General features: G+C 62.4%; 19 protein-coding genes. 7 read left to right on the top strand and 12 right to left on the bottom strand.

All coding sequences use genetic code 11. From position 1 onward, the window contains the following. On the top strand, positions 1 to 326 hold a 326-nt coding region (locus BLP82_RS11540; protein ID WP_139197840.1), incomplete at its 5' end, for a transposase. A 52-nt stretch (positions 327 to 378) separates the two neighbouring features. Here the strand turns inward: BLP82_RS11540 and BLP82_RS11535 are convergent. Both BLP82_RS11535 and BLP82_RS11530 read right to left on the bottom strand, forming a co-directional pair. Continuing rightward, the gene (locus tag BLP82_RS11535; protein WP_092167599.1) at positions 379 to 813 is read right to left on the bottom strand and encodes a DoxX family protein; all 435 of its coding nucleotides are present in this window, start codon (positions 811 to 813) and stop codon (positions 379 to 381) included. Positions 814 to 914: 101 nt separating this feature from the next. Continuing rightward, the gene (locus BLP82_RS11530; RefSeq protein ID WP_092167596.1) at positions 915 to 2,336 is read right to left on the bottom strand and encodes an MltF family protein; all 1,422 of its coding nucleotides are present in this window, start codon (positions 2,334 to 2,336) and stop codon (positions 915 to 917) included. A gap of 235 nt (positions 2,337 to 2,571) precedes the next feature. Between BLP82_RS11530 and BLP82_RS11525 the strand changes: the two genes are divergently transcribed. The 3 genes from BLP82_RS11525 (at position 2,572) to BLP82_RS11515 (ending at position 5,682) form a co-directional block, all read left to right on the top strand. Then, entirely contained in the window at positions 2,572 to 3,378 is an 807-nt protein-coding gene (locus tag BLP82_RS11525; protein WP_092167593.1) for a TatD family hydrolase, read from the top strand. A gap of 221 nt (positions 3,379 to 3,599) precedes the next feature. After that, positions 3,600 to 5,081: a methyl-accepting chemotaxis protein gene (locus tag BLP82_RS11520; protein WP_092167590.1), complete on the top strand. Its 1,482-nt coding sequence runs from the start codon at positions 3,600 to 3,602 to the stop codon at positions 5,079 to 5,081. Positions 5,082 to 5,307: 226 nt separating this feature from the next. Continuing rightward, positions 5,308 to 5,682, top strand: a complete 375-nt coding sequence (locus BLP82_RS11515; protein WP_092167587.1) for a terminase — start codon at positions 5,308 to 5,310, stop codon at positions 5,680 to 5,682. 11 nt (positions 5,683 to 5,693) lie between these two features. Here the strand turns inward: BLP82_RS11515 and BLP82_RS11510 are convergent, their stop codons facing one another. From BLP82_RS11510 to BLP82_RS11500, 3 genes are all read right to left on the bottom strand, one after another. Continuing rightward, entirely contained in the window at positions 5,694 to 6,491 is a 798-nt protein-coding gene (locus BLP82_RS11510; protein WP_092167614.1) for an acyl-CoA thioesterase, read from the bottom strand. Positions 6,492 to 6,649: 158 nt separating this feature from the next. After that, positions 6,650 to 7,411, bottom strand: coding sequence for a CHAD domain-containing protein (locus tag BLP82_RS11505; protein WP_092167585.1), 762 nt, complete (start codon positions 7,409 to 7,411; stop codon positions 6,650 to 6,652). 103 nt (positions 7,412 to 7,514) lie between these two features. Beyond that, positions 7,515 to 7,805: a hypothetical protein gene (locus BLP82_RS11500; protein ID WP_060738562.1), complete on the bottom strand. Its 291-nt coding sequence runs from the start codon at positions 7,803 to 7,805 to the stop codon at positions 7,515 to 7,517. A gap of 207 nt (positions 7,806 to 8,012) precedes the next feature. Here BLP82_RS11500 and BLP82_RS11495 point away from each other — a divergent pair, with 207 nt between their 5' ends. Next, complete coding sequence (locus BLP82_RS11495; protein ID WP_092167582.1) at positions 8,013 to 9,050, top strand: patatin-like phospholipase family protein; 1,038 nt, start codon at positions 8,013 to 8,015, stop codon at positions 9,048 to 9,050. A gap of 179 nt (positions 9,051 to 9,229) precedes the next feature. Here the strand turns inward: BLP82_RS11495 and BLP82_RS11490 are convergent, their stop codons facing one another. The 6 genes from BLP82_RS11490 to kdpF all read right to left on the bottom strand — a co-directional run bounded on the left by BLP82_RS11490 (position 9,230) and on the right by kdpF (position 17,370). After that, entirely contained in the window at positions 9,230 to 9,928 is a 699-nt protein-coding gene (locus tag BLP82_RS11490) for a response regulator (RefSeq protein ID WP_092167580.1), read from the bottom strand. Positions 9,929 to 9,992: 64 nt separating this feature from the next. Next, a complete protein-coding gene (locus BLP82_RS11485; protein ID WP_092167578.1) occupies positions 9,993 to 12,644 on the bottom strand; it encodes a sensor histidine kinase in 2,652 nt (883 codons plus the stop codon). 132 nt (positions 12,645 to 12,776) lie between these two features. Beyond that, entirely contained in the window at positions 12,777 to 13,322 is a 546-nt protein-coding gene (gene kdpC / locus BLP82_RS11480; protein WP_092167575.1) for a potassium-transporting ATPase subunit KdpC, read from the bottom strand. Between the two features lie 190 nt (positions 13,323 to 13,512). After that, positions 13,513 to 15,567 (bottom strand): potassium-transporting ATPase subunit KdpB, encoded by a 2,055-nt coding sequence (gene kdpB / locus BLP82_RS11475; protein WP_092167573.1) that lies wholly within the window; start codon positions 15,565 to 15,567, stop codon positions 13,513 to 13,515. 10 nt (positions 15,568 to 15,577) lie between these two features. Beyond that, positions 15,578 to 17,272, bottom strand: coding sequence for a potassium-transporting ATPase subunit KdpA (gene kdpA, locus BLP82_RS11470; RefSeq protein WP_092167570.1), 1,695 nt, complete (start codon positions 17,270 to 17,272; stop codon positions 15,578 to 15,580). An 8-nt stretch (positions 17,273 to 17,280) separates the two neighbouring features. Beyond that, a complete protein-coding gene (gene kdpF / locus BLP82_RS11465; RefSeq protein ID WP_003218754.1) occupies positions 17,281 to 17,370 on the bottom strand; it encodes a K(+)-transporting ATPase subunit F in 90 nt (29 codons plus the stop codon). A gap of 395 nt (positions 17,371 to 17,765) precedes the next feature. On the opposite strand from kdpF, the gene eat reads away from it, so the two are divergent. Together eat and BLP82_RS11455 are read left to right on the top strand one after the other, a co-directional pair. Continuing rightward, the gene (eat, locus tag BLP82_RS11460) at positions 17,766 to 19,130 is read left to right on the top strand and encodes an ethanolamine permease (RefSeq protein ID WP_092167568.1); all 1,365 of its coding nucleotides are present in this window, start codon (positions 17,766 to 17,768) and stop codon (positions 19,128 to 19,130) included. Positions 19,131 to 19,249: 119 nt separating this feature from the next. Then, entirely contained in the window at positions 19,250 to 19,417 is a 168-nt protein-coding gene (locus tag BLP82_RS11455; protein ID WP_003183831.1) for a DUF2897 family protein, read from the top strand. A 182-nt stretch (positions 19,418 to 19,599) separates the two neighbouring features. On the opposite strand, the gene BLP82_RS11450 is transcribed toward BLP82_RS11455, so the two are convergent. Next, positions 19,600 to 20,451 carry an urea carboxylase-associated family protein gene (locus tag BLP82_RS11450; RefSeq protein ID WP_092167565.1) on the bottom strand — a complete coding sequence of 284 codons (852 nt, stop codon included), beginning with the start codon at positions 20,449 to 20,451 and terminating at the stop codon, positions 19,600 to 19,602. Positions 20,452 to 20,463 lie beyond the last annotated feature (12 nt).

The raw sequence follows: 20,463 nt of genomic DNA, 5'->3' as shown, positions 1-20,463 counted from the left end.
CCAACCAAGCGTTGATGACGGTCTACTTGATGAAGGCTGAACTCAAAACACTCTGGACCCCGAGTACTGCCTGGGGTTGGCGATCGGCCTGGAAGCAATGGCTGCGCCATGCGCATGAAAGCGAAATACCAGCTCTGATCCAGTTCGCCAAACGGCTAAAGGGTTACTGGCGGGGCATCGTGAGCCGGGTTCGCTGGCCGATGCACACCGGTCAGTTGGAAGGAATAAACAATCGAATAAAGGTCATCAAGCGGATGGCGTACGGTTACCGGGATAGCGAATTCTTTTTCATGAAGATCAAGAGCGTCTTTCCCGGTAATCCGTGAAGAACCTAAAAAAAGGCCCGTACAAGACGGGCCTCGGGTTCCAACCGTGCACTCAACCCGCGATGGCGCGATCGACCGACAGCTTGCCCGCCCCTTCGATCAGCACGGCAATACTGCCCGCCAGCAAGGCCAGGGCGAACTCATAACCGTTGTTGGCCATGAACAAGCCGTTACCGATGTGCACGGAGAAAATCGCCACCAGCGACAGGAAGGCCAGGCCAAGTGCCGCAGGACGCGCCAGCAGACCGACGATCAGCGCCAGCCCGGCGAAAAACTCCGTACCGCCCGCCAGCGTCGCCATCACATAGCCCGGGGTCAGACCGATGCTTTCCATCCACTGCGCCGTGCCTGCCAGGCCGTAGCCACCAAACAGGCCAAAGAGTTTCTGTGAGCCGTGGGCGGCAAAGATGACACCGACGGCGATGCGCAGGACAGTCAACCCATAGCCGGCGCGGGTGAACAGAACTTTGTTGATGAGAGTGCTCATAAGGTCATTCCTTGGGAGTAGTAGAGAGTTGGCCGCTATATTAATCAATAAAATTCATGTTAAAAGCGGAAAAAATCCGTAATACCAATCAATTTATTCGATCACTTACGCAATGCAACCTTTTGCTCCTTCGGTTCCAAGGACTCCCGTTCACGATCAAACGCCAGATAGTACTTATTCACACTATTAACATAGCTGACGGCGCCCATTCCTACCTGCTCCATGGCAATGCGTTCGACCTGGAAAAACCATTGGTTGGGGTTCAGCCCCCGTCGCCGGGCCTCGGCTCGCATGCCTTGGACGCGCTCGGGGCCCATGTTGTAGGCCGCCAGGACGAAGGCCATGCGCTCGCGCTCGTTGAGCTTGGGGCTGGCAAAGAACTTGCGACGAATGAGGGCCAGGTACTTGGCGCCGGCCTGCACATTGGCGTCCACGTTCTGGATGTTATCGACCCCGACCCGCTGGGCTGCCGCCGGAGTGATCTGCATCAGGCCGGTGGGGCCTGCACCGCTGCGCGCATTGGGTTGCAGGGCCGATTCCTTGAACGCCAGGGCCGCCAGGTTGAGCCAGTCCATGCCCTGGGCATCGGCATGCTTTTGCAGCACCGGACGCAAGTTTTCCAGGCGTTGGCGGTTGGCCCGGGCCAGCGGATAGTGGACCTGATACAAACGCCGGTAGATGCGCAGAAACGCCGCGTCCTGGTTGGAGGGCACCTTGTAGGTCACCAGGAACCGGTCGATGCTCGCCCGCAGCATGGCGGCGTCACGGCGAACGAACCAATACTCGTCACCCGGCTCGCCAATCAGCACCTGGCGGTCGAAGCGCAGCTTGGGCAGGATCTTGCTCCAGCGCTCGGCAATAGGTTGCTCGACGATGGTCAAATGGAAAATCCCGCCCTGGACCATCTCCAGGACATCTTCCACAGCCAGGGTAGGATCGACCCATTCGATCTTCACTGGCGGCAGCTTGAGCAGCGCCAGTTTCTGGTTGATCTGGCTCACGGCATCCCCGGCCGCACTGCCGTTGGGCAGGGCCAGTGTCTTGCCGGAAAGTTGCTCCACACGCGTGTAACGCTTCTCCCCCTTGATGCCCACCAACAGCAAAGGCACGTCGGTACGGATCGGATTGCTGGCGCTGACGGCATGGCCGGCCTGAGGTTCGAGCAGCTCGCCCGGCGCGACGAGGTCGCCCTCCCCGCGCTGCAAGGCACCGAGCAATTGGTCCTTGGCCTTGGGAATGATCTTGAGGGTAATTTCCTGGCCGTCCCGGGCGTGGCCGTTGAGGTATTGCTCGAAGGCGCGCAGCCGATGGTATTCGACGCCAATGGGTTGCCCCTGGACTTCACCGGAGCTGTTGCGGCTCTGGTTGACCAAAACCTTCAACACACGGCTGCTGCGGATCTGCGCCAGGTCGCGCACCGTGCCCGGCGCCGCCGCTTGCACCGGCCCGGGCAGCCGGGCTTCGGCCGGTATCGGCAACAGCAGCGAACAACACAACAGTAACAATACCTGGGGACGTGTCATCCACTCTCCGGAAGGAACACTGCGGACCGCCTCCGTGAAAAACGAGGCTGAGTCGACAGAAACAGAGCGCCTGGGGCGCTGAAAAAGTGCGGAAGACTGGCACAGTGATGGCATTTATACCAACCCTATGTGTCTCGCGGCCTTAACAGACAGCCTCAACTCGTTGTAGTTCTTGGCTTTTCTTATAAATCTACAGCTCTGATATGCTTTCCGGCCTTTGGGCCGAGGTAGCACCATGCAACTCATCGATATCGGCGTCAACCTGACCAACCCCAGTTTCACCGACAAATACCAGGCGGTGCTTGAGCGCGCCTATGCATCCGGGGTCTGCCAACTGGTCTTGACCGGCACCAGCATCGAGGGCAGCGAACAGGCCCTGGAGTTGTGCCAACACCTCGACGAGACCGGGGAACGACTGTTTTCCACCGCCGGCATTCACCCCCACAGCGCCAGCGAGTGGACCGCCGACAGCGCCCGGCACCTCAAGGACCTGCTGATGCACAGCCGCGTGCGCGCGGTGGGTGAATGCGGGCTGGATTTCAACCGAGACTTCTCGCCCCGCCCCCAGCAGGAAAAGGTCCTGGAGGAACACCTCGCCCTGGCGGCCCAGTTGCAATTACCGGTCTTCCTGCATGAGCGCGACGCCGACCAGCGCTTGCTGGACATCCTCCGGGAGTTTCGCGATCAATTGCCAGCGGCCGTGGTGCACTGCTTCACCGGGGAAAAAAAGGCGTTGTTCAGCTACCTCGATCTCGACCTGCATATTGGTATCACTGGCTGGATCTGCGACGAACGCCGGGGCACGCACCTGCACCCATTGGTGCGCGAAATACCCCGTGGCCGGCTGATGCTCGAAAGCGACGCGCCCTACCTGCTACCCCGCACGCTGCGGCCCAAACCCAAGAACGGACGCAACGAGCCGGCCTACCTGACGGAAGTCCTGCGCGAAGTGGCCTTGCACCGGGGCGAAACCCGGGAAGACCTGGCAGCCCACAGCAGCGCCTGCGCCCGGACGTTCTTTGGGTTGCCCACGATCTCCTGACCCCTGCAAATCCCTGTGGGAGCGAGCTTGCTCGCGATAGTGGCGTATCAGCCTGCACATTGGCTGACTGACACACCGCTATCGCGAGCAAGCTCGCTCCCACAAGAGGACTTCGTTGTCTGTTAGACCTCTGTTGACCCACATCAAAATCCCGACACCTGAATAGCGGCAGAATAATGGCACCTTGCCAATGCTGTTTCCGCTATCAGAGAAGACCTTCCATGGGTGCCTGGCTTAGCAATATCTCGTTGAAATACAAATTCTGGGCGGTCAATGCGGTCGCCTTTATCACCACCTTGCTGCTGGTGCTCTACGCGGTGCACCTCGAACAGCAGGCGCGCAACCACGCAGCCCAGGCAAACGCCCAGGTCCAAGCACAAGTGCTCAAGGCCTGGCCTGCCGGGCAACCCTTGCCCAGGGCTGACGGTCTCTTGGCATTCCAGCGCGACCAGGTCCCGGTGTTCAACGAACGGCCGTTACCTTCGCTGGCTCAGGTCGATGGCTGGGTCGAACTCGATGCCGGGCCGTTGCTTGGCGACGATCCGTTGCTGGGTGCCCAAGTGATCCGTCGAGATGACGGACAGTCACTCGCGGTGTTGGCCCGAGGTGTAAGCCTGAGCCAAGTGTTCGCTGAACGCTTTAGGCAATACGCCATGGCCGTGTTCGTGTTGATGCTGGCAATGTTGGGCGCCTCGCAGCTACTGATCCGCTTTTTGCTCAGCCAGCTCAACACGCTCAAAGACGTGATGCTGCATGTGGAAAAAACCGGTGACCTGTCCGCCCGCGTGCCTCTGGCCTGCGAGGACGAAGTGGGCCAGATGGCGGCGGCGTTCAACGCCATGCAGGCCGGTTATCAACGGGTGGTCGACACCGTCGCCAGCACTGCCCGGCAGCTGGACAGTGGTGCGGCGCGCCTGGCGTCGAGCATGAACGATGTTCGCCACGGCATGCTCGGCCAACAAAGCGAAACCGATCAGGCAGCCACGGCGATCAACGAAATGTCCGCCACGGTTTATCACATCGCCCAACACGCCGGCGCCACCCGCGACCTGTCGAAAACCGCCGACACCCTGGCCGGCAACGGTCACGAAGTGGTCGGTCGGGTGCAACTGTCGATCACCGGATTGTCGTCGGGGGTGCAGCAGACTGCCGAAATGATCCAGCGCCTGGCCGAAGACAGTCAGAAGATCAACGGCGTGGTCAATGTGATCCACAGCATCGCCGAGCAAACCAATCTGCTGGCCCTGAACGCGGCCATCGAAGCGGCGCGGGCCGGGGAAATGGGCCGAGGTTTTGCCGTGGTGGCCGACGAGGTGCGCAACCTGGCCAAACGGGTACAGGCCTCCACGGATGAAATCACCGTCATGGTCGCGGCCTTGCAAGCCGGGACCCGGGACGCGGTGGACTTCATGCAGGAGAGTTCGCTCAAGGCCGACGATTGCGTGCAACAGGCCCGCGAGGCCGGCGACGCGCTGGCTCAGATCACCGCAGCGGTGGCCCAAATGCGCGAGAGCAACACCCAGATCGCGGTCGCGGCCGAGCAGCAAAGCCACGTCGCCGAGGAAATGAACCGGGCGGTGGTGAGCATTCGCGACGTGACCGAAAACACCGTGCGCCAGACCGTCGACTCAGCCACCACCAGCGATGAATTGGCAACGTTGGCGGGCGAGTTGAGCAAGGCGATCGGGCAGCTCAAACTTTGAGGAGGCCTTCGCGAGCAAGCTCGCTCCCACATGGGATCGAGTCGGACAAAAAAGTTTGTTAACCCGACAGACCCCATGTGGGAGCTCGCTCGCGAAGAGGCCAGTACAGTCAACTCAAATATAACCTTTGAAACTCTATCGCCCCGATAACCAACCTCGATTCGCAGGCGCCCTGGTCGGCACCTATTCTTCAAGCATAAGTGCACACGAATCGAGGAATAGCATCATGGGCAAACGTCACCCCAATCTTCCAGCCTGGCAATGGCGCGCCTACCCCGACAATCATCGCCACCCCACCAACCTGGTGTTGCACCTGATTGCCGTGCCGCTGTTCATCATCGCGTTTCTGCTGATTGTGACGGGCGTGTTCAGCTTGAGTCTGGGGGACATCGCCATCGGCGTCATCGGCCTGCTCGCGGCACTCGGCTTGCAGCGTCACGGACACAGCCTGGAGGCCCAGGCCTCCGAGCCGTTCAGCGATCGCAAGGATACCGTGTCACGCCTGTTGGTGGAGCAGTTCCTGACTTTTCCGCGGTTCTTTTTCAGCGGTGGCTGGTGGCGCGCCTGGCGTGATCGCCACCGTCACCACCGTAAACCTTAGCCGAAGCGGCCTTACCCGAAGATCGTTACCGTCTGCCGACTCAGAGCGATCAAGCGGCCATCGGCGCTCCAGAACTTCGCGGCAATATGGCCATAGCCGTCTTGGGCATGTTCGATCTCGGCCAGGTACTTGCACCAGTCCAGGGTCGTGAGGTCCAGCAGCGGCTGGACGAACTCGATGGTCCACGTGAGCGTGCTGCCCGGGGCCATTTGCGAGAGGTGAGGCAACAACGCCGGGGGCCAGGCGTCCACCAAGGCCAGGATATGGCTTTCGTTCAGCGGCTCCTCCTGCACATCGCCGCGCAAGCGCACCCAACCGCCCATGCTCCGGGATTTATTGCCGCTGAATGGCACGCCGCCGACGCTCCAGCGCATCGCCAGGTGCCGCATGAACTCCGGGGTCATGCCCTTGACGTAAGGCAGCTCCTGGGATTGCTCCACGCTCTTGAATTCCGGTGCGGGATCGGCCAGCACCGCCACCACGGACGAGCGCGAGGCACCAAAGCTGCCTTGCACCACGGTCACCACCTGACCGTTCTGCACCGCGCGCCCCAACACTTGGCTTACCGCCTTGCCTTCTCGCAACACGTCGACTTCGAAACTGACCGGCACGTCGGGCTCGACCGGGCCGACGAAGGTAATCGCCAGGGAACGCACCGGGCGATCCGCCGGCACTTGGGCACGCATCGCCTCATATTGCAGCGCCGCCACCAACCCGCCAAAAGTGGCCCGGCCCTGGCCCCACTCCGGCGCGATGGTCACCGCACCTGGCTGCCGGCGCACGGCATCGATCAACTCGGAAAAGCGCATGACGACCTCGAAAACGGGGGAAAAGGATGACGGCATCTTAACCAGCCCAGGCAGGGCGGCACAGGGCTCATTCCGGCCAAAGAGGCTGACAGAAAAGCCGAGGATCCTGAATCCCCCCCAGCCCACAAGAGGGAGGTCCCACAGGGGGAATGGGGAATTCAGGATTTTTCGAAGCAACTGGCAATCAGCTTGTCGAGCACCTTGTCGGACTTGGCCTCGGCCTTTTCCATCGTGGCGTGCCAGGTGGGCACGCAAGCTTGCAGATCGGTTTCTTCCTGAGCCCTGGCCAGCCATTGCCAGCAATCGTGCCAGTCACCCAGCGCGCCCTGGGCGGACTTGAGCCGTGGCATGGCGGCTTCGGGCAGGCGGTCGAGCTCAGGGTAAGCTTCGATTGCGTAGCGCACGCGCTTGATCAGCAGGCGCAACCGGTGACGGTCATGGGCGGGATCACGCAGGGCTTCGCCGAGTTTCTTCCACTGTTTGTCCAAGCGCTTTTCGATGCGTTTACGCAAGCCCTTCAGCAGCCCCTCACGCTGGGCGGCGCGAATGAAACGTGGGAAGGCATCGAGCATCATCAGCAACTGGGCCAGTTCAACACTCGCGGCCACGGCGGGATAGGCATCGGCCATTTGTATCTGGCGTCGCCTCGCCGCCTCGGCCAGGCCATGTTGTTCAAGGTAGGCCGCCAACACTTCCCGGTCGCGCAGGGGCGTGGTCAGGGTGCCCACCGCCGAAGCCGCCGTTTCCAGTTGTTCGACGCCGGGCAACCCACGCAGCGGACGAAGCAGGCTGCGCAAACGGCGTACCGTGGTCCGCAGGTCATGCAGCGCTTCGCTGTCGGTGTGGGCATTCAAGCGGGCCTGACAGGCCAACAGACGGACTTCCAGGCCCAATATGCGGGCCACCAGCCGATCGATCATGGGGCGTACTCCATACGCAGCGTCGAGTTTCAAGCTTCAAGCTGCAAGTGAGGAGCGGTGTAGCATTCTCTTGCAGCTTGTCCCTTGAAACTGGCTGCTACCTTTATCGTCCCGCGCGGGATTCGCGGATGTAGAAACGCGCCTTCTCGGCTTTCTTGGAGCAGCCTTCGAAGGCTTCGAATTGCTGCTGGGTCTTGGCGCCCGTCAGCAGGGACAAGGCCTTGGAGTAGCTGACGGTGCCGGCAAAGCCTTCGGCCTTGGCCAGGTCCAATTCACGCCAGGCGCTGTCGAGCTGGCTGCCACAACTGTCGCGGTAAGCGGTTTTGCCTGCGCAACCGGCCAGGGCCAAAATCATTAAAGATGCCACCAAGGGCAGGCGGATCCGGGCTTTCATCAGTAACACCTCAGGTCAGGTCAACAGTCGTGCTGTTAAGACGGTGGCAACGGCGAAAAGTGCCTTGCTTGACCGCGTAAATTCAAGTGTGGCCGAGCATACGCAAATGCCGTCGCAGCGTGTCAAAAAACGACGTCTGCGCCACAACGATTGAGCCGAGCCGTCGATGAGTGCATTGTTGAAGTCTGTTCGACAAGAGGCCGGGTCATGACAAAACGTGTCGCATTGGTATTGGGCTCGGGTGGCGCCCGGGGCTATGCCCATATCGGGGTGATCGAAGAAATCGAACGACGTGGCTACGACATTGCCTGCATCGCTGGCTGTTCCATGGGGGCTGTCGTGGGTGGGATCTATGCGGCGGGCAAGCTCGATGAGTATCGCAACTGGATCGAAAGCCTGGATTACCTGGATGTCCTGCGCCTGGTGGACGTCAGTTTTCGCCTGGGAGCGATCCGCGGCGAGAAGGTCTTTGGGCAAATCCGCAAGATCGTCGGCGAACTCAACATTGAAGAGTTGCGCATCCCCTACACCGCCGTCGCAACCGACCTGACCAACCAGCAGGAAATCTGGTTCCAGGAAGGCTGCCTGCACCAGGCCATGCGCGCCTCGGCGGCGATTCCCAGCCTGTTCACACCCGTGATGCAAGGCAATCGCATGCTGGTGGATGGCGGCCTGCTCAATCCGTTGCCGATCGTGCCGGTGGTGTCTAGCCACTGCGACTTGATCATCGCGGTCAACCTCAACGCCACCAACCAGAAACAGTACCGGTTACCGGTGATCCCGCGCCCCGCCGCGTTCAGGCGCCGCTTCGACACCCTGGTCAGTTCCCTGGGCTCGCGCCTGCCGTTTCGCCGCAAGCAGGCCGAGCAGTTGTTGCTGCTGGAACAGGAAGCCTTGAAGGCCGAGGCCGCCGAGATCAACCCATGGATCGACTCGGCCGAGCCCGAGGGCCAACAACCGGCTGCCGCGCCAGAGAACGAAGGCGCACCGAAATCCGCCACCGGCTCATTCATCATCGATAACGTCGGCCCGGCTTCGTTGCTGGACTTGATCAACCAGAGCTTCGAAGTGATGCAGACCTCGCTGGCCCAATACAAGATCGCCGGTTACCCGCCGGATGTGCTGATCAACGTGCCGAAGCGGGTGTGCCGTTTTTTCGAATTCTACAAAGCGCCGGAGTTGATCGCCCTGGGACGGGAGATTGCCAGCGATACCCTGGATCGCTATGAGCGTGAACAGAATTGAATGTGATCACAGGCCTCCTGTGGCGAGGGGATTTATCCCCTCAGGGCTGCGAAGCAGTCCTAAAACCTGAACACGCGGTGTGTCAGGTAAAAATCATGTCTGAAGCTTTTTGGGGCTGCTTCGCAGCCCAGCGGGGATAAATCCCCTCGCCACAACAGTGCCGGCTTGAAATTTTGTGGCTAAACAGCACCCTCCCCCAACAGCCGATACCCAACCCCCGCCTCGGTCACGATGAACCGCGGTCGGGTCGGGTCGTCGGCCAGCTTCTGACGCAGGTGACCGACCACGATCCGCAGGTAGTGACTGTCTTCGGTGTGGGTCGGCCCCCAGATGTCCTTGAGCAGTTGCTGCTGGGTGATGACCCGCCCCGGGTGCCGTGCCAATTGAGCCAGGACGGCGTATTCCTTACGGGTCAGGGCCACTTCGGTGCCGTCCAGCAACACCCGTCGATAGGCCAGGTCCACCGTCAGCGGGCCGAACTTCAGCGCGGCTTCCTGTAGCTCGCCGGCCGGGGCCTGGCGCAACAAGGCGCGGATGCGGGCGAGGAATTCCTGGATGCCGAACGGCTTGGTCACGTAATCGTTGGCACCGTTGTCCAACGCCTCGACTTTCTGCGCTTCGCTGGCCCGCACCGAGAGCACGAGCACCGGCACCGTCGACCATTGGCGAAACTCGCGCAACACCTGTTGGCCGTCCATGTCCGGCAGGCCCAGGTCGAGCACCAGCAGATCGGGCTTGTTCAGCGCCGCGTGGGCAAGCCCTTCGGCGCCGGTGCCGGCTTCCAGCACCTTGTAGCCTTGGGAGCTCAAGCTGATGCGCAAGAATTTGCGGATCTGCGGTTCGTCATCGATGACCAAAAGGGTCGCGGTCTGGCTCATGGGGTTCGTTCGTTGCAATCTGGTGGAAAGGCACGCAAGTGACAAGAGAGTATCTCAGCCAGGCTCAAGCTTCATCGTCCATGCCCGGTTGCGCCTGCAACGGCAAGTGCAACGTGATGCAGGTGCCGCGTCCGTCGAGGCCATCGGCCACGCTGATTCGCCCGCCGTGGGCACCGACCATGCCCTGGCAGATCGCCAATCCCAACCCTGTGCCCTGCCCGCCCCGATCACCGCGCGCGGCGGTATAGAACATATCGAAGATTTTCTCTCGCTCGTCTTCAGGGATCCCGGGGCCTTCATCGGCCACGGCAAAAAATATCTCATTGCCGGTCGCCCCGGCGCTCAGCAGCAGGCGTCCTTGGGCTGGCGAGAACCGCGCCGCGTTCTCCAGCACGTTCACCAGGGCCTGCTCGATCAACGCCGCATGCACATACAGCAAGGGCAATTCAGCGGGCACCTCGACCGTGAGCGCCAGGGGCGCCAGCACCGCTCGCAGGCGATTCAGCGCACTGCCAACGATGTCGGCTGGCGCCACCCAGTCTCGCGCCAGTTTCAGGGCGCCGTGGCCCAGACGAGTCATGTCCAGCAAGTTCTGGATGTAGCGATCCAACCGCTCGGCTTCATCGCGGGTGCCTTCGAGCAGCTCGCGACGATCGGCCAGCGGGATCGCCTCCCCCAGCGCCAACAGGCTGTCGATGCTGCCGCGCATGGCGGTCAGCGGTGTGCGCAGATCGTGGGACACGGACGCCAGCAAAGCGCTGCGCAGTTGCTCGGTTTCGCCGTGCAGTCGCGCCGCTTCAAGGTCCTGGGCCAGTTGCGCCCGAGCCAGTGCCTGGGCCAATGGCTGACTGAGGGCCGCCAGCAAACGGCGACGCTGACCACTCAGGGGTTGGCCTTCTTTCGGGCAGACGCCCAGCAAGGCCAGCGGCCCGCCTTCCGCCGACAACGGCCACCACCACCAACGCCCGGAGGGCAGTGTCCCGGTGCCGGCGCCGGCCGACTGATCGTGCTGCCAGGACCAGTCGGCCGCCGCACGCTCAGCCTCGGTGAGGGTCAACGGCTCACCGCTTTCGACCTTCCAACCGCCCTGGCTGTCGCGGTTGAGCAGGCATAGCTGCAAGTCGTGCCAACCATTGAGGTGCTGCGCGGCGGCGCTGATCACGGCCTGGCGGTCGGTGGCGGCAGTGAGTTTGCGAGACAGGTCCAGCAGTTCGCCGGTTTCCTGCTGGGTGTCGCGCAGGGCCTGCAACTGGCGGCGCTGACGAGCGGCCAGGTTGCCGGTCAGGGCCGCCATGAGCAGGAAAAACACCAGCGTCAGCACGTCTTCTTCGCGCTGGATGGTCAGGGAAAAATTCGGCGGAATGAACAGGAAATCATAGGCCAGGAACGACAGTGCCGCGCAGGCCAGCGCCGGGCCGAGGCTGCTGCGTACGGCCACCAGCAACACCGCCATCAGGAACACCAGGGAGATATTGGGCAACGCCAGCAATCCCGAGATTCCCCAGGCCAATGCGCTGGCCACCACGGTCGCCAGCAACGCCAGCACGTAATCGAACCTGGTCTGGACGGCGCCTGAGTGCACGCGGGCGGGACGCGGTTGCTCATCGCTGTCCAACACGTTGATTTCCAGGCCCCGGGCATCGCGCAGCAGGCGCGAAGCGAGGCCGCCGCCAAACAGCCGTCGGCGCAGGCGCGGCCGAGACTGGCCCACCAGCACCAGCGTGGCGCGACGTTCGCTGGCGTGCTGGATCAGCGTCCTGGCCACTTCGCCGGCCCGCAGCAGCACCACTTCGCCGCCGAGGCGTTCAGCCAGTTGCTGGGCATTCTGCAGGCGCTGGCGCGAGGCCTCGTCACGGGCGCTGCCGTTGTCCACGTGCACCAGGCTCCACGGCAAATGCCGACGCTGGGCGACGCGGCTGGCATGGCGCACCAGGCGTTCAGCCCGCACATCACCGTCCACCCCCACCAGCAAGCGTCCGCGCACCGCCGGCGCGGCCTGGCCCAGTTGTCGATAGCCCAGGGCGAGGTCATTGTCGACCTGGGCGGCGGCGGTCTGCATCGCCAGCTCACGCAACGCGGTCAGGTTGGTCTGGGAGAAAAACGCATCGATCGCCGCCCGGGCCTGCTCCGGCACGTAGACCTTGCCATCGCGCAGACGCTCCAGCAGCTCACGGGGTGGCAGGTCGATCAGCAGCAGTTCATCGGCTTCCTGCAGGACCCAGTCCGGCAACGTCTCGCGCACCTGCACGCCAGTGATGCCGCGCACTTGGTCGTTGAGGCTTTCCAGATGCTGGACATTGACCGTGGTGTAGACGTCGATGCCCGCCGCGAGCAATTCCTGAATGTCCTGCCAACGCTTGGCATGGCGGCTGCCGGGGGCGTTGCTGTGGGCCAGTTCATCCACCAGGACCAAGTGCGGACGGGCGGCGAGCAAGCCATCGAGATCCATTTCCTCGAGCATCACGCCACGATATTCCGAGCGCACCAACGGCTGCTGCGCCAGGCCGCCGAGCAGCGCTTCGGTTTCACTGCGACCGTGGGTCTCCACCACCCCGGCGATGACCGTCACGCCTTGGCGCAGTTGGGTGTGAGCCGCTTGCAGCATGGCGTAGGTCTTGCCGACACCGGGGGCCGCGCCCAGGAAGACCTTGAGCCGACCACGGCCGTTACGGGGCAGATTGGCTAACAGTGCGTCGGCGCGGCCGGAGTCGCTCATGCTGGGGATTCTCTTGTTTCGGATAGGTTCAGCCCCCCTGTGGGAGCGAGCTTGCTCGCGATAGCGGTAGGTCAGCCAACATTGAGGGAGACTGATACACCCTCATCGCGAGCAAGCTCGCTCCCACAGGTTCTACAGTTTTTCCAGGGCCAGGTTCAGCGCCAGCACATTCACCACCGGTGGGCCCACCAGGGGTTGCTCGATATTGTCGTCGAGCAATTGCTGCAAGGTCGAGGCCGGCAGGTTGCGCGCGGCGGCGACACGCGCCAGTTGATAGGCAATTGCCGCCGGAGGCAAGTGCGGATCCAGCCCGCTGCCGGAGGTGGTCAGCAATGCCAGTGGCACCGGGCCCTGACCCGGCACCTGAAGTTTGCGGGCGTCATCGATCACCCGAGTGGCCAGGGCCGGATTGCTCGGGGAGAAATTGCTGGCGCCGCTGGCGACCGTGGCGAAGGCACCGGCCGATGGCCGTGGATGAAACCAGGCATCGCCGGTGAAGTCCTGGGCGATCAGCGTCGAGCCACGGACCTTGCCGGCGGCATCGACGATCAGGCTGCCGTTGGCTTGGACGGGAAAGGCGACTTGCGCCACGCCGGTGACCACCAGTGGGTAGGCGACACCGGTGATCAGGCTCATCAGCAATAACAGGCTCAAGGCCGGGCGAATCAGAGTGGACATCCAAATATCCTCGGTTTGAAAACACATTTGTGATGAGGGGATTTATCCCCGCTGGGCTGCGCAGCAGCCCCAAAAACAGTCGTTCTCGTTTTGCCTGACACACTGAGGTATCAGGCTTGGGGGCTGCTGCGCAGCCCGACGGGGATAAATCCCCTCGCCACAAGGTCAGCGGTGCATCTCGATAACTACGTCAAACCAGCCCCAACGCCGTCAGCAACATATCGATCGCCTTGATCCCCACGAACGGCACCAGGATCCCGCCCAGGCCATAGATCAACAGATTGCGCCGCAACAGCGCCGCCGCGCTTGCCGCTTGCACGCGCACGCCGCGCAGGGCCAGAGGGATGAGCACGACGATGATCAAGGCGTTGAAGACAATGGCCGACAAAATCGCGCTCTGCGGGCTGCTCAGGTGCATCACGTTCAGCACGCCGAGCTGTGGATAAATCGACGCGAACAATGCCGGCAGGATGGCGAAATACTTGGCGATGTCGTTGGCGATGGAAAAGGTGGTCAGCGCCCCACGGGTCACCAACAGCTCCTTGCCGATCTGCACCACGTCCAGCAATTTGGTCGGGTCGCTGTCGAGGTCGACCATGTTGGCCGCTTCCCGCGCGGCCTGGGTGCCGTCGTTCATCGCCATGCCGACATCGGCCTGGGCCAGGGCCGGGGCGTCGTTCGCGCCGTCGCCGCACATGGCAACCAACCGACCGTCATTTTGCTCGTGACGGATACGCGCCAGTTTTTTCTCCGGCGTGGCCTCCGCCAGCACGTCGTCGACACCGGCCTCGGCAGCAATCGCGGCGGCAGTCAGCGGGTTGTCGCCGGTGACCATCACCGTGCGAATCCCCAGCTTGCGCAGCTCGGCAAAACGCTCACGGATACCGGGCTTGACCACGTCCTTGAGATGGATAGCGCCGAGCAGCTTGCCGTCCACGCACACCAGCAACGGCGTACCGCCGCTCTGGGCGATCTTGTCGACCTCCCGCGCCAGGGCCGGCGGCAATTCATTGCGTGCAAGGCCGATGAAATCCAGCAAGGAATCCACAGCGCCCTTACGGTAGACGCGCCCCTGATAGTCGACCCCGGACAGACGGGTTTCGGCACTGAACGGCACGGCCGTCAATGCGTCGACGCCCGGCTCGGGCTGTGGGTGCAAACCTCGCAGGTACTCGACGATGGACTTGCCCTCGGCCGTGTCATCGGCCAACGAGGCGAACAACGCGCCTTCGGCCAGCTCCTTGGCACTCACACCTGGGGCGGCATAGACCGCCGTACAACGCCGATTGCCAAAGGTGATGGTGCCGGTCTTGTCCAGCATCAGCACATGCACGTCTCCCGCCGCCTCGACCGCACGGCCGGACTTGGCGATCACGTTCAGGCGCACCAACCGGTCCATCCCGGCGATGCCGATGGCCGACAGCAGCCCGCCGATGGTGGTGGGAATCAAGGTGACCAACAGCGCCACCAGAAACACCAGCGGCAGGCTGGCGTTGGCGAAATGGGCGAACGGTTGCAGCGTCACCACCACCAACAGGAAGATCAGCGTCAGACCGATCAGCAGGATATCCAGCGCCACCTCGTTCGGCGTTTTCTGGCGCTTGGCGCCTTCCACCAAAGCGATCATGCGGTCCAGGGTGGACTCGCCGGGATTGCTGGTGATGCGTATCAGCAGCCAGTCGGAGACCAGCCGCGTATTGCCGGTGACGGCCGAGCGATCGCCGCCGGACTCGCGGATGACCGGCGCCGATTCGCCGGTGATCGCCGCCTCGTTGACCGCAGCGATGCCTTCAATCACCTCACCGTCGCCGGGGATCATGTCGCCGGCCTCGACGCGCACCACGTCGCCTTTGCGCAGACGGGTGGCGGGGATGATTTCAAAGCCGCTGGCGGTCTGGCGACGTGCATTGAGGCCTTCGCTGCCGGCCTTGAGGCTGTCGGCCCTGGCCTTGCCGCGCCCTTCGGCCAAGGCTTCGGCAAAGTTGGCGAACAGCACGGTGAACCACAGCCACAGCGCAATCTGCGCGGCGACGAACGTCGGCACCGTAGTGTCGGGAATGAAGCACAACACGGTGGTGAGGATCGCGGTCAGTTCCACCACCAGCATCACCGGGGCCCGGTGCAACTGGCGAGGATCGAGCTTGACGAAGGCTTGCACCAACGCTGGCCGCCAGAGGGCCGACAGGTGGGTCTTCGGTTGTTCCGGCACCTTGGCGGCGACGGTTTTGCTCATCGGCATATTCATCATCAGGTCCTCAGAAGCCCATGCTCAGGTGTTCGGCAATCGGCCCCAGCGCCAGGGTCGGCAGGAAGGTCAAGCCGCCCACCAGCAGGATGGTCACGGTCAACAAGGTCACGAACAGCGGGCCGTGGGTGGGAAAGCTGTTCTGGCCAATCGGCGCGCTCTTCTTCAAGGCCAGGCTGCCAGCCAATGCCAGCACCGGCAGGATGTAGCCGAACCGGCCGATCAACATGCCCAGGCCCAGCATCAGGTTGTGGAAAGGTGTGTTGGCGCCGAACCCGCCGAATGCCGAACCGTTGTTCGCTCCAGCCGAGGTGTAGGCGTACAACAACTGGCTGAAACCGTGGGCACCCGGGTTGCTCACCGCTGCGGCAGGCCCGGGCAGGCTCGCGGCGACGGCACCCAGCACCAGCACGCTGACGGGCATCACCAGCAGGGTTGCCACCAACAGTTGCACCTCTCGGGCCCCCAGCTTCTTACCCAGGTATTCCGGGGTGCGACCGATCATCAAGCCGGCCAGGAACACAGCGATCAACACGTTCAATAGCATGCCGTAGAGCCCGGCCCCGACGCCGCCGAAGATCACCTCGCCGACCATCATGTTCACCAGCGATACCATGCCACTGAGCGGGTTGAGACTGTCATGCATGGCGTTGACCGAGCCGTTGGACGCTGCCGTGGTCGTCACCGACCACAGCACCGTGGCGGTGGTGCCAAAGCGCGTTTCCTTACCCTCCAGCGGCGCGGTCTGTTCGACGGCAGGGTTGTTCAGGGCCGGGTTGGGCTGGTATTCGGCCCACAGCGACGTCGCGCCACCGATCAGGAAGAGCGCCAGCATGCAGGCGATGATCGCGCGGCTCTGACGCAGGTCCTTGACGTAATGGCCGAAGGTGAACACCAGCGCGGCGGGAATCAGGATGATTGACGCGAGTTCAAACAGATTGCTCCAGGCCGTCGGGTTTTCGAACGGGTGGGCCGAGTTGACGCCGAAGAAACCGCCGCCGTTGGTACCCAATTGCTTGATCGCGATCTGGCTGGCGGCCGGCCCCAGCGGGATGACTTGGTCGGCGCCCTGCATCGTGACCCCGTGCACATAGTACGCGAAGGTCTGCGGCACACCCTGCCAGACCAGGAACAACGCCAGCAGCAGGCACAGCGGCAACAGCCCGTAGAGGGTGGCGCGAGTCATGTCGACCCAGAAGTTACCCAGCGTCGTGGCGGACTTGCGCCCGATTCCGCGACACAGTGCCACCAGCACGGCCAGGCCGGTGGCGGCGCTGACGAAGTTCTGCACGGTCAGGCCGACCATCTGGCTCAGGTAGCTCAGGGACGCTTCGCCGCTGTAGGACTGCCAGTTGGTGTTGGTCATGAAACTCACGGCCGTGTTGAAGGCCTGGGTCCACTCCATGCCGGGCAGTTGCTCGGTATTGAGGGGCAGATGGCCCTGCAGCAGCAGAACTGCAAACAGCAACACAAAACCCGCCAGGTTGAACGCGAGCATGGCCAGGGTGTATTTCTGCCAGCTCTGCTCAGCGCTGGAATCGACACCGGCCAGGCGATAGCAACCGCGCTCCACCGGGCCAAGGATCGGAGAAAGCCAGGTGCGCTGGCCTTCCATCACCCGGAAGTAAAAACGCCCCAGAAACGGTGCCGGAATCAGCACCAGGGCGAAAAAGGCGAGGATCAGCCCGTAGTCATAACCGTGCATAGCCGCTCCTAGTTCCGATCGGCGCGCAACAGCGCAACCAGCAGATAAATGAACAGCGCCACTGCCAGCAGCAGCGACACCCCGTCCAGAACACTCATGGGATTTCTCCGTGGTACGGCGTCGTGCCGTGTGTGGAGTGATTGTCGGCAGGGAGGCTGTAAAGGAACGAGATCGAGAGAGGGCTTGGGGGATAAAGAAAGTGTAAAAAATGAGGGATTGGTTGGCTCGGCCGCCCTATCGCGAGCAAGCTCGCTCCCACATTTTGATCGGTCGTGAATACAGAATCTGTGTCCACCCTGTGGGAGCGAGCTTGCTCGCGATGAGGCCCGGACAGGCGCCGACGCTCTGAACTGGGGCACAAAACCAGGCCATCCGGCAGCGAACATCCCCGATACGACACGATTTCACCCATTACGACCGCCCCCGCCACACTGGCACGCCCACTGCACTGCCCCTCTCCAGCGCTTTTGCTATGGATCGAGGGGAGCCACTGATGAACACACAACTCAAACCCACCCTGGGCACCCTGCATTTATGGGGCATTGCCGTCGGCCTGGTGATTTCCGGCGAGTATTTCGGCTGGAGCTATGGCTGGGGCGTGGCCGGAACGCTAGGTTTCCTGGTGACATCCTTCATGGTGGCGGCCATGTACACCTGCTTCATTTTCAGTTTCACCGAGCTGACCACCGCCATTCCCCATGCCGGCGGGCCTTTTGCCTACAGCCGTCGCGCCTTCGGCGAGAAAGGAGGATTGATTGCAGGGCTGGCGACGCTGATCGAATTCGTCTTCGCGCCGCCGGCCATTGCCCTGGCCATCGGCGCCTACCTGAACGTGCAGTTCCCGGCCCTGGACCCGAAACACGCAGCGGTGGGTGCCTATATCGTGTTCATGGGCCTGAACATCCTCGGGGTCAAATTGGCGGCGACGTTCGAGTTGATTGTTTGCGTCCTGGCGGTGGCCGAACTGCTGGTGTTCATGGGGGTCGTGGCCCCGGCGTTCAGTTTCAGCAGCTTTGCCCTGAACGGCTGGGCCGGTTCCGATGTGTTCGGCGCGCCAGCCATTGCCGGCATGTTCGCCGCGATTCCCTTCGCCATCTGGTTCTTCCTGGCCATCGAAGGCGCGGCCATGGCCGCCGAAGAAGCCAAGGACCCGAAACGCACGATTCCCAAGGCCTACATCAGCGGCATCCTGACCCTGGTGTTCCTGGCGATGGGTGTGATGTTCTTTGCTGGCGGCGTCGGCGATTGGCGCACCCTGTCAAACATCAACGATCCCCTGCCCCAAGCCATGAAAACCGTGGTCGGCGAAAGCTCCGGCTGGCTGCACATGCTGGTCTGGATCGGCCTCTTCGGCCTGGTGGCGAGTTTCCACGGGATCATCCTGGGCTACTCGCGACAGTTCTTCGCCCTGGCCCGCGCCGGCTACCTGCCCGCCTCCCTGGCCAAACTGTCACGCTTCCAGACCCCGCACCGGGCGATCATCGCCGGTGGACTGATCGGCATTGCCGCGATCTACAGCGACGGCCTGATCAACCTCGGCGGCATGACCCTGACCGCGGCAATGATCACCATGGCCGTGTTCGGTGCCATCGTCATGTACATCATGAGCATGCTCAGCCTGTTCAAATTGCGTAAAACCGAACCCAATCTGGAACGTACTTTCCGCGCACCAGGTTATCCTATCGTGCCGGGAATCGCCCTGGTGCTGGCGGTGGTCTGCCTGGTGGCGATGGCCTGGTTCAACGCACTGATCGGGCTGATCTTCCTCGGCTTCATGGCGGTGGGCTTCGTCTACTTCATCCTCACCGCACAATTGCGCGCAGATGCGCCCGCCGATGCGATGCTGACCGGGCTTTGAGGTGAAGCCAGCCGAACGGGCGTAGTATTGAACCACTGCGAACAACCTTCGCTCATAAGTGGTAGGTGCGATGGATTGGCGAATGTTCGTCCGCCCATCGCACCCTCAAGGAGAGCCCTATGCCCTGGTATGCCTGGTTGATTCTGATTGTTGCAATCGGCTCGATCGTTGGTGGTCTGATGATGCTGCGCGACACCGCCAACAAGGTCGAATTGACGGACGAGCAGCGCAAGCGTGTTGCCGAGCGCAATGCGGAAATGGATGCGAAGGAGGCCAAGGATCGTTGAGTCCGAAATGAATAGAGCCTCTGTGGCGAGGGGATTTATCCCCGCTGGGCTGCGTAGCAGCCCCCAAACCTGCCACCGGGTGTGTCTGATCCACTGGGGGGCTTTTTAGAGGGGCTGCTTCGCAGCCCAGCGGAGATAAATCCCCTCGCCACAGAGGGCAGTGTATTGCCGCGCCTGCCGCGCTACTTTTCCCAATCCGCCTTGGCGATGTGCAAGCCATGCATCCCGTTGTACGCCGCCCGCTCAGGCTGGCTCCAGCCCTGCAGCAATGAATCCTCCAACCGATAGATCTCCACCCCCAACGGACGGCAGACGCTGAGGGGATCCTGTGCATCCGGCCCCCACATGGCCAGCGACAGGTCACCCCCCGGGCAGGTGGACAAAGCACACAACAGATCGATCTCGGCAAAGAATTCCAGGTAATCACCCTTCTGCGCCGGACAGGCCTTCATGAAGTACATGTCGTCATGGTTAAGCCCCGTGCACTGGAAAATATTCAGTACATCGTGCACATCGAACTCCGTCAGGCCGTGGGGCAACACCGCACGAGTCAGGTTCGAATGGCAGTGATGATGGAAATCCTCGCCGGTCAGCATCCTGTTCACATACGGATCACAGCGCGTACCCAGCAGATCGTGCAGTCGTCCGCCATGCTCGTCGATGCCATAGCCGGCCAGGCTGTCATCGGTGATGGTCACCAAGGGTCGCAGGAATGGCAGGTTCGACCACAATCGATCATGGGTGCTGACGTGGGCGCCCTGAAGCTGGCGCGTACGCGCCGCCCACAGGCGCTCCCGCGGATCGTGGGCGTTCCAGACATTGAAGTCCCCCACCTGCGGGCCCACTGGCGTCGTGACGCGGAACACATGCCCGGCCGGCACGTGCCAGGCGCGACCGGTACGGATCGGCACCTCGAACTGTTCGATCAGGGTGCGCTTTTCCTGCTGCGCGCGAATTCGTTCGTAGAAAGGTTTATCCACCTGCAGGGCAGAACCTTTGCTGACCTGGTAGGCGGCTGGGTAGTCTTTGTACATGGCGCAGGTCCT

The organism is Pseudomonas sp. NFACC37-1, assembly GCF_900101575.1.
Lineage (GTDB): Bacteria > Pseudomonadota > Gammaproteobacteria > Pseudomonadales > Pseudomonadaceae > Aquipseudomonas > Aquipseudomonas fluorescens_AA.
Note: the sequence above shows the minus strand (reverse complement) of the source record. Positions and strands in the feature narration are given on the sequence as shown.

What these genes read in the sequence shown, in the direction of transcription:
- kdpB (WP_092167573.1), bottom strand. Translation starts at nt 15,567, where the DNA reads ATGAATATGCCGATGAGCAAAACCGTCGCCGCCAAGGTGCCGGAACAA.
- BLP82_RS11455 (WP_003183831.1), top strand. Translation starts at nt 19,250, where the DNA reads ATGCCCTGGTATGCCTGGTTGATTCTGATTGTTGCAATCGGCTCGATC.
- BLP82_RS11450 (WP_092167565.1), bottom strand. Translation starts at nt 20,451, where the DNA reads ATGTACAAAGACTACCCAGCCGCCTACCAGGTCAGCAAAGGTTCTGCC.
- kdpF (WP_003218754.1), bottom strand. Translation starts at nt 17,370, where the DNA reads ATGAGTGTTCTGGACGGGGTGTCGCTGCTGCTGGCAGTGGCGCTGTTC.
- eat (WP_092167568.1), top strand. Translation starts at nt 17,766, where the DNA reads ATGAACACACAACTCAAACCCACCCTGGGCACCCTGCATTTATGGGGC.
- BLP82_RS11490 (WP_092167580.1), bottom strand. Translation starts at nt 9,928, where the DNA reads ATGAGCCAGACCGCGACCCTTTTGGTCATCGATGACGAACCGCAGATC.
- kdpC (WP_092167575.1), bottom strand. Translation starts at nt 13,322, where the DNA reads ATGTCCACTCTGATTCGCCCGGCCTTGAGCCTGTTATTGCTGATGAGC.
- BLP82_RS11505 (WP_092167585.1), bottom strand. Translation starts at nt 7,411, where the DNA reads ATGATCGATCGGCTGGTGGCCCGCATATTGGGCCTGGAAGTCCGTCTG.
- BLP82_RS11495 (WP_092167582.1), top strand. Translation starts at nt 8,013, where the DNA reads ATGACAAAACGTGTCGCATTGGTATTGGGCTCGGGTGGCGCCCGGGGC.
- BLP82_RS11525 (WP_092167593.1), top strand. Translation starts at nt 2,572, where the DNA reads ATGCAACTCATCGATATCGGCGTCAACCTGACCAACCCCAGTTTCACC.
- kdpA (WP_092167570.1), bottom strand. Translation starts at nt 17,272, where the DNA reads ATGCACGGTTATGACTACGGGCTGATCCTCGCCTTTTTCGCCCTGGTG.
- BLP82_RS11510 (WP_092167614.1), bottom strand. Translation starts at nt 6,491, where the DNA reads ATGCGCTTTTCCGAGTTGATCGATGCCGTGCGCCGGCAGCCAGGTGCG.
- BLP82_RS11500 (WP_060738562.1), bottom strand. Translation starts at nt 7,805, where the DNA reads ATGAAAGCCCGGATCCGCCTGCCCTTGGTGGCATCTTTAATGATTTTG.
- BLP82_RS11530 (WP_092167596.1), bottom strand. Translation starts at nt 2,336, where the DNA reads ATGACACGTCCCCAGGTATTGTTACTGTTGTGTTGTTCGCTGCTGTTG.
- BLP82_RS11535 (WP_092167599.1), bottom strand. Translation starts at nt 813, where the DNA reads ATGAGCACTCTCATCAACAAAGTTCTGTTCACCCGCGCCGGCTATGGG.
- BLP82_RS11515 (WP_092167587.1), top strand. Translation starts at nt 5,308, where the DNA reads ATGGGCAAACGTCACCCCAATCTTCCAGCCTGGCAATGGCGCGCCTAC.
- BLP82_RS11520 (WP_092167590.1), top strand. Translation starts at nt 3,600, where the DNA reads ATGGGTGCCTGGCTTAGCAATATCTCGTTGAAATACAAATTCTGGGCG.
- BLP82_RS11485 (WP_092167578.1), bottom strand. Translation starts at nt 12,644, where the DNA reads ATGAGCGACTCCGGCCGCGCCGACGCACTGTTAGCCAATCTGCCCCGT.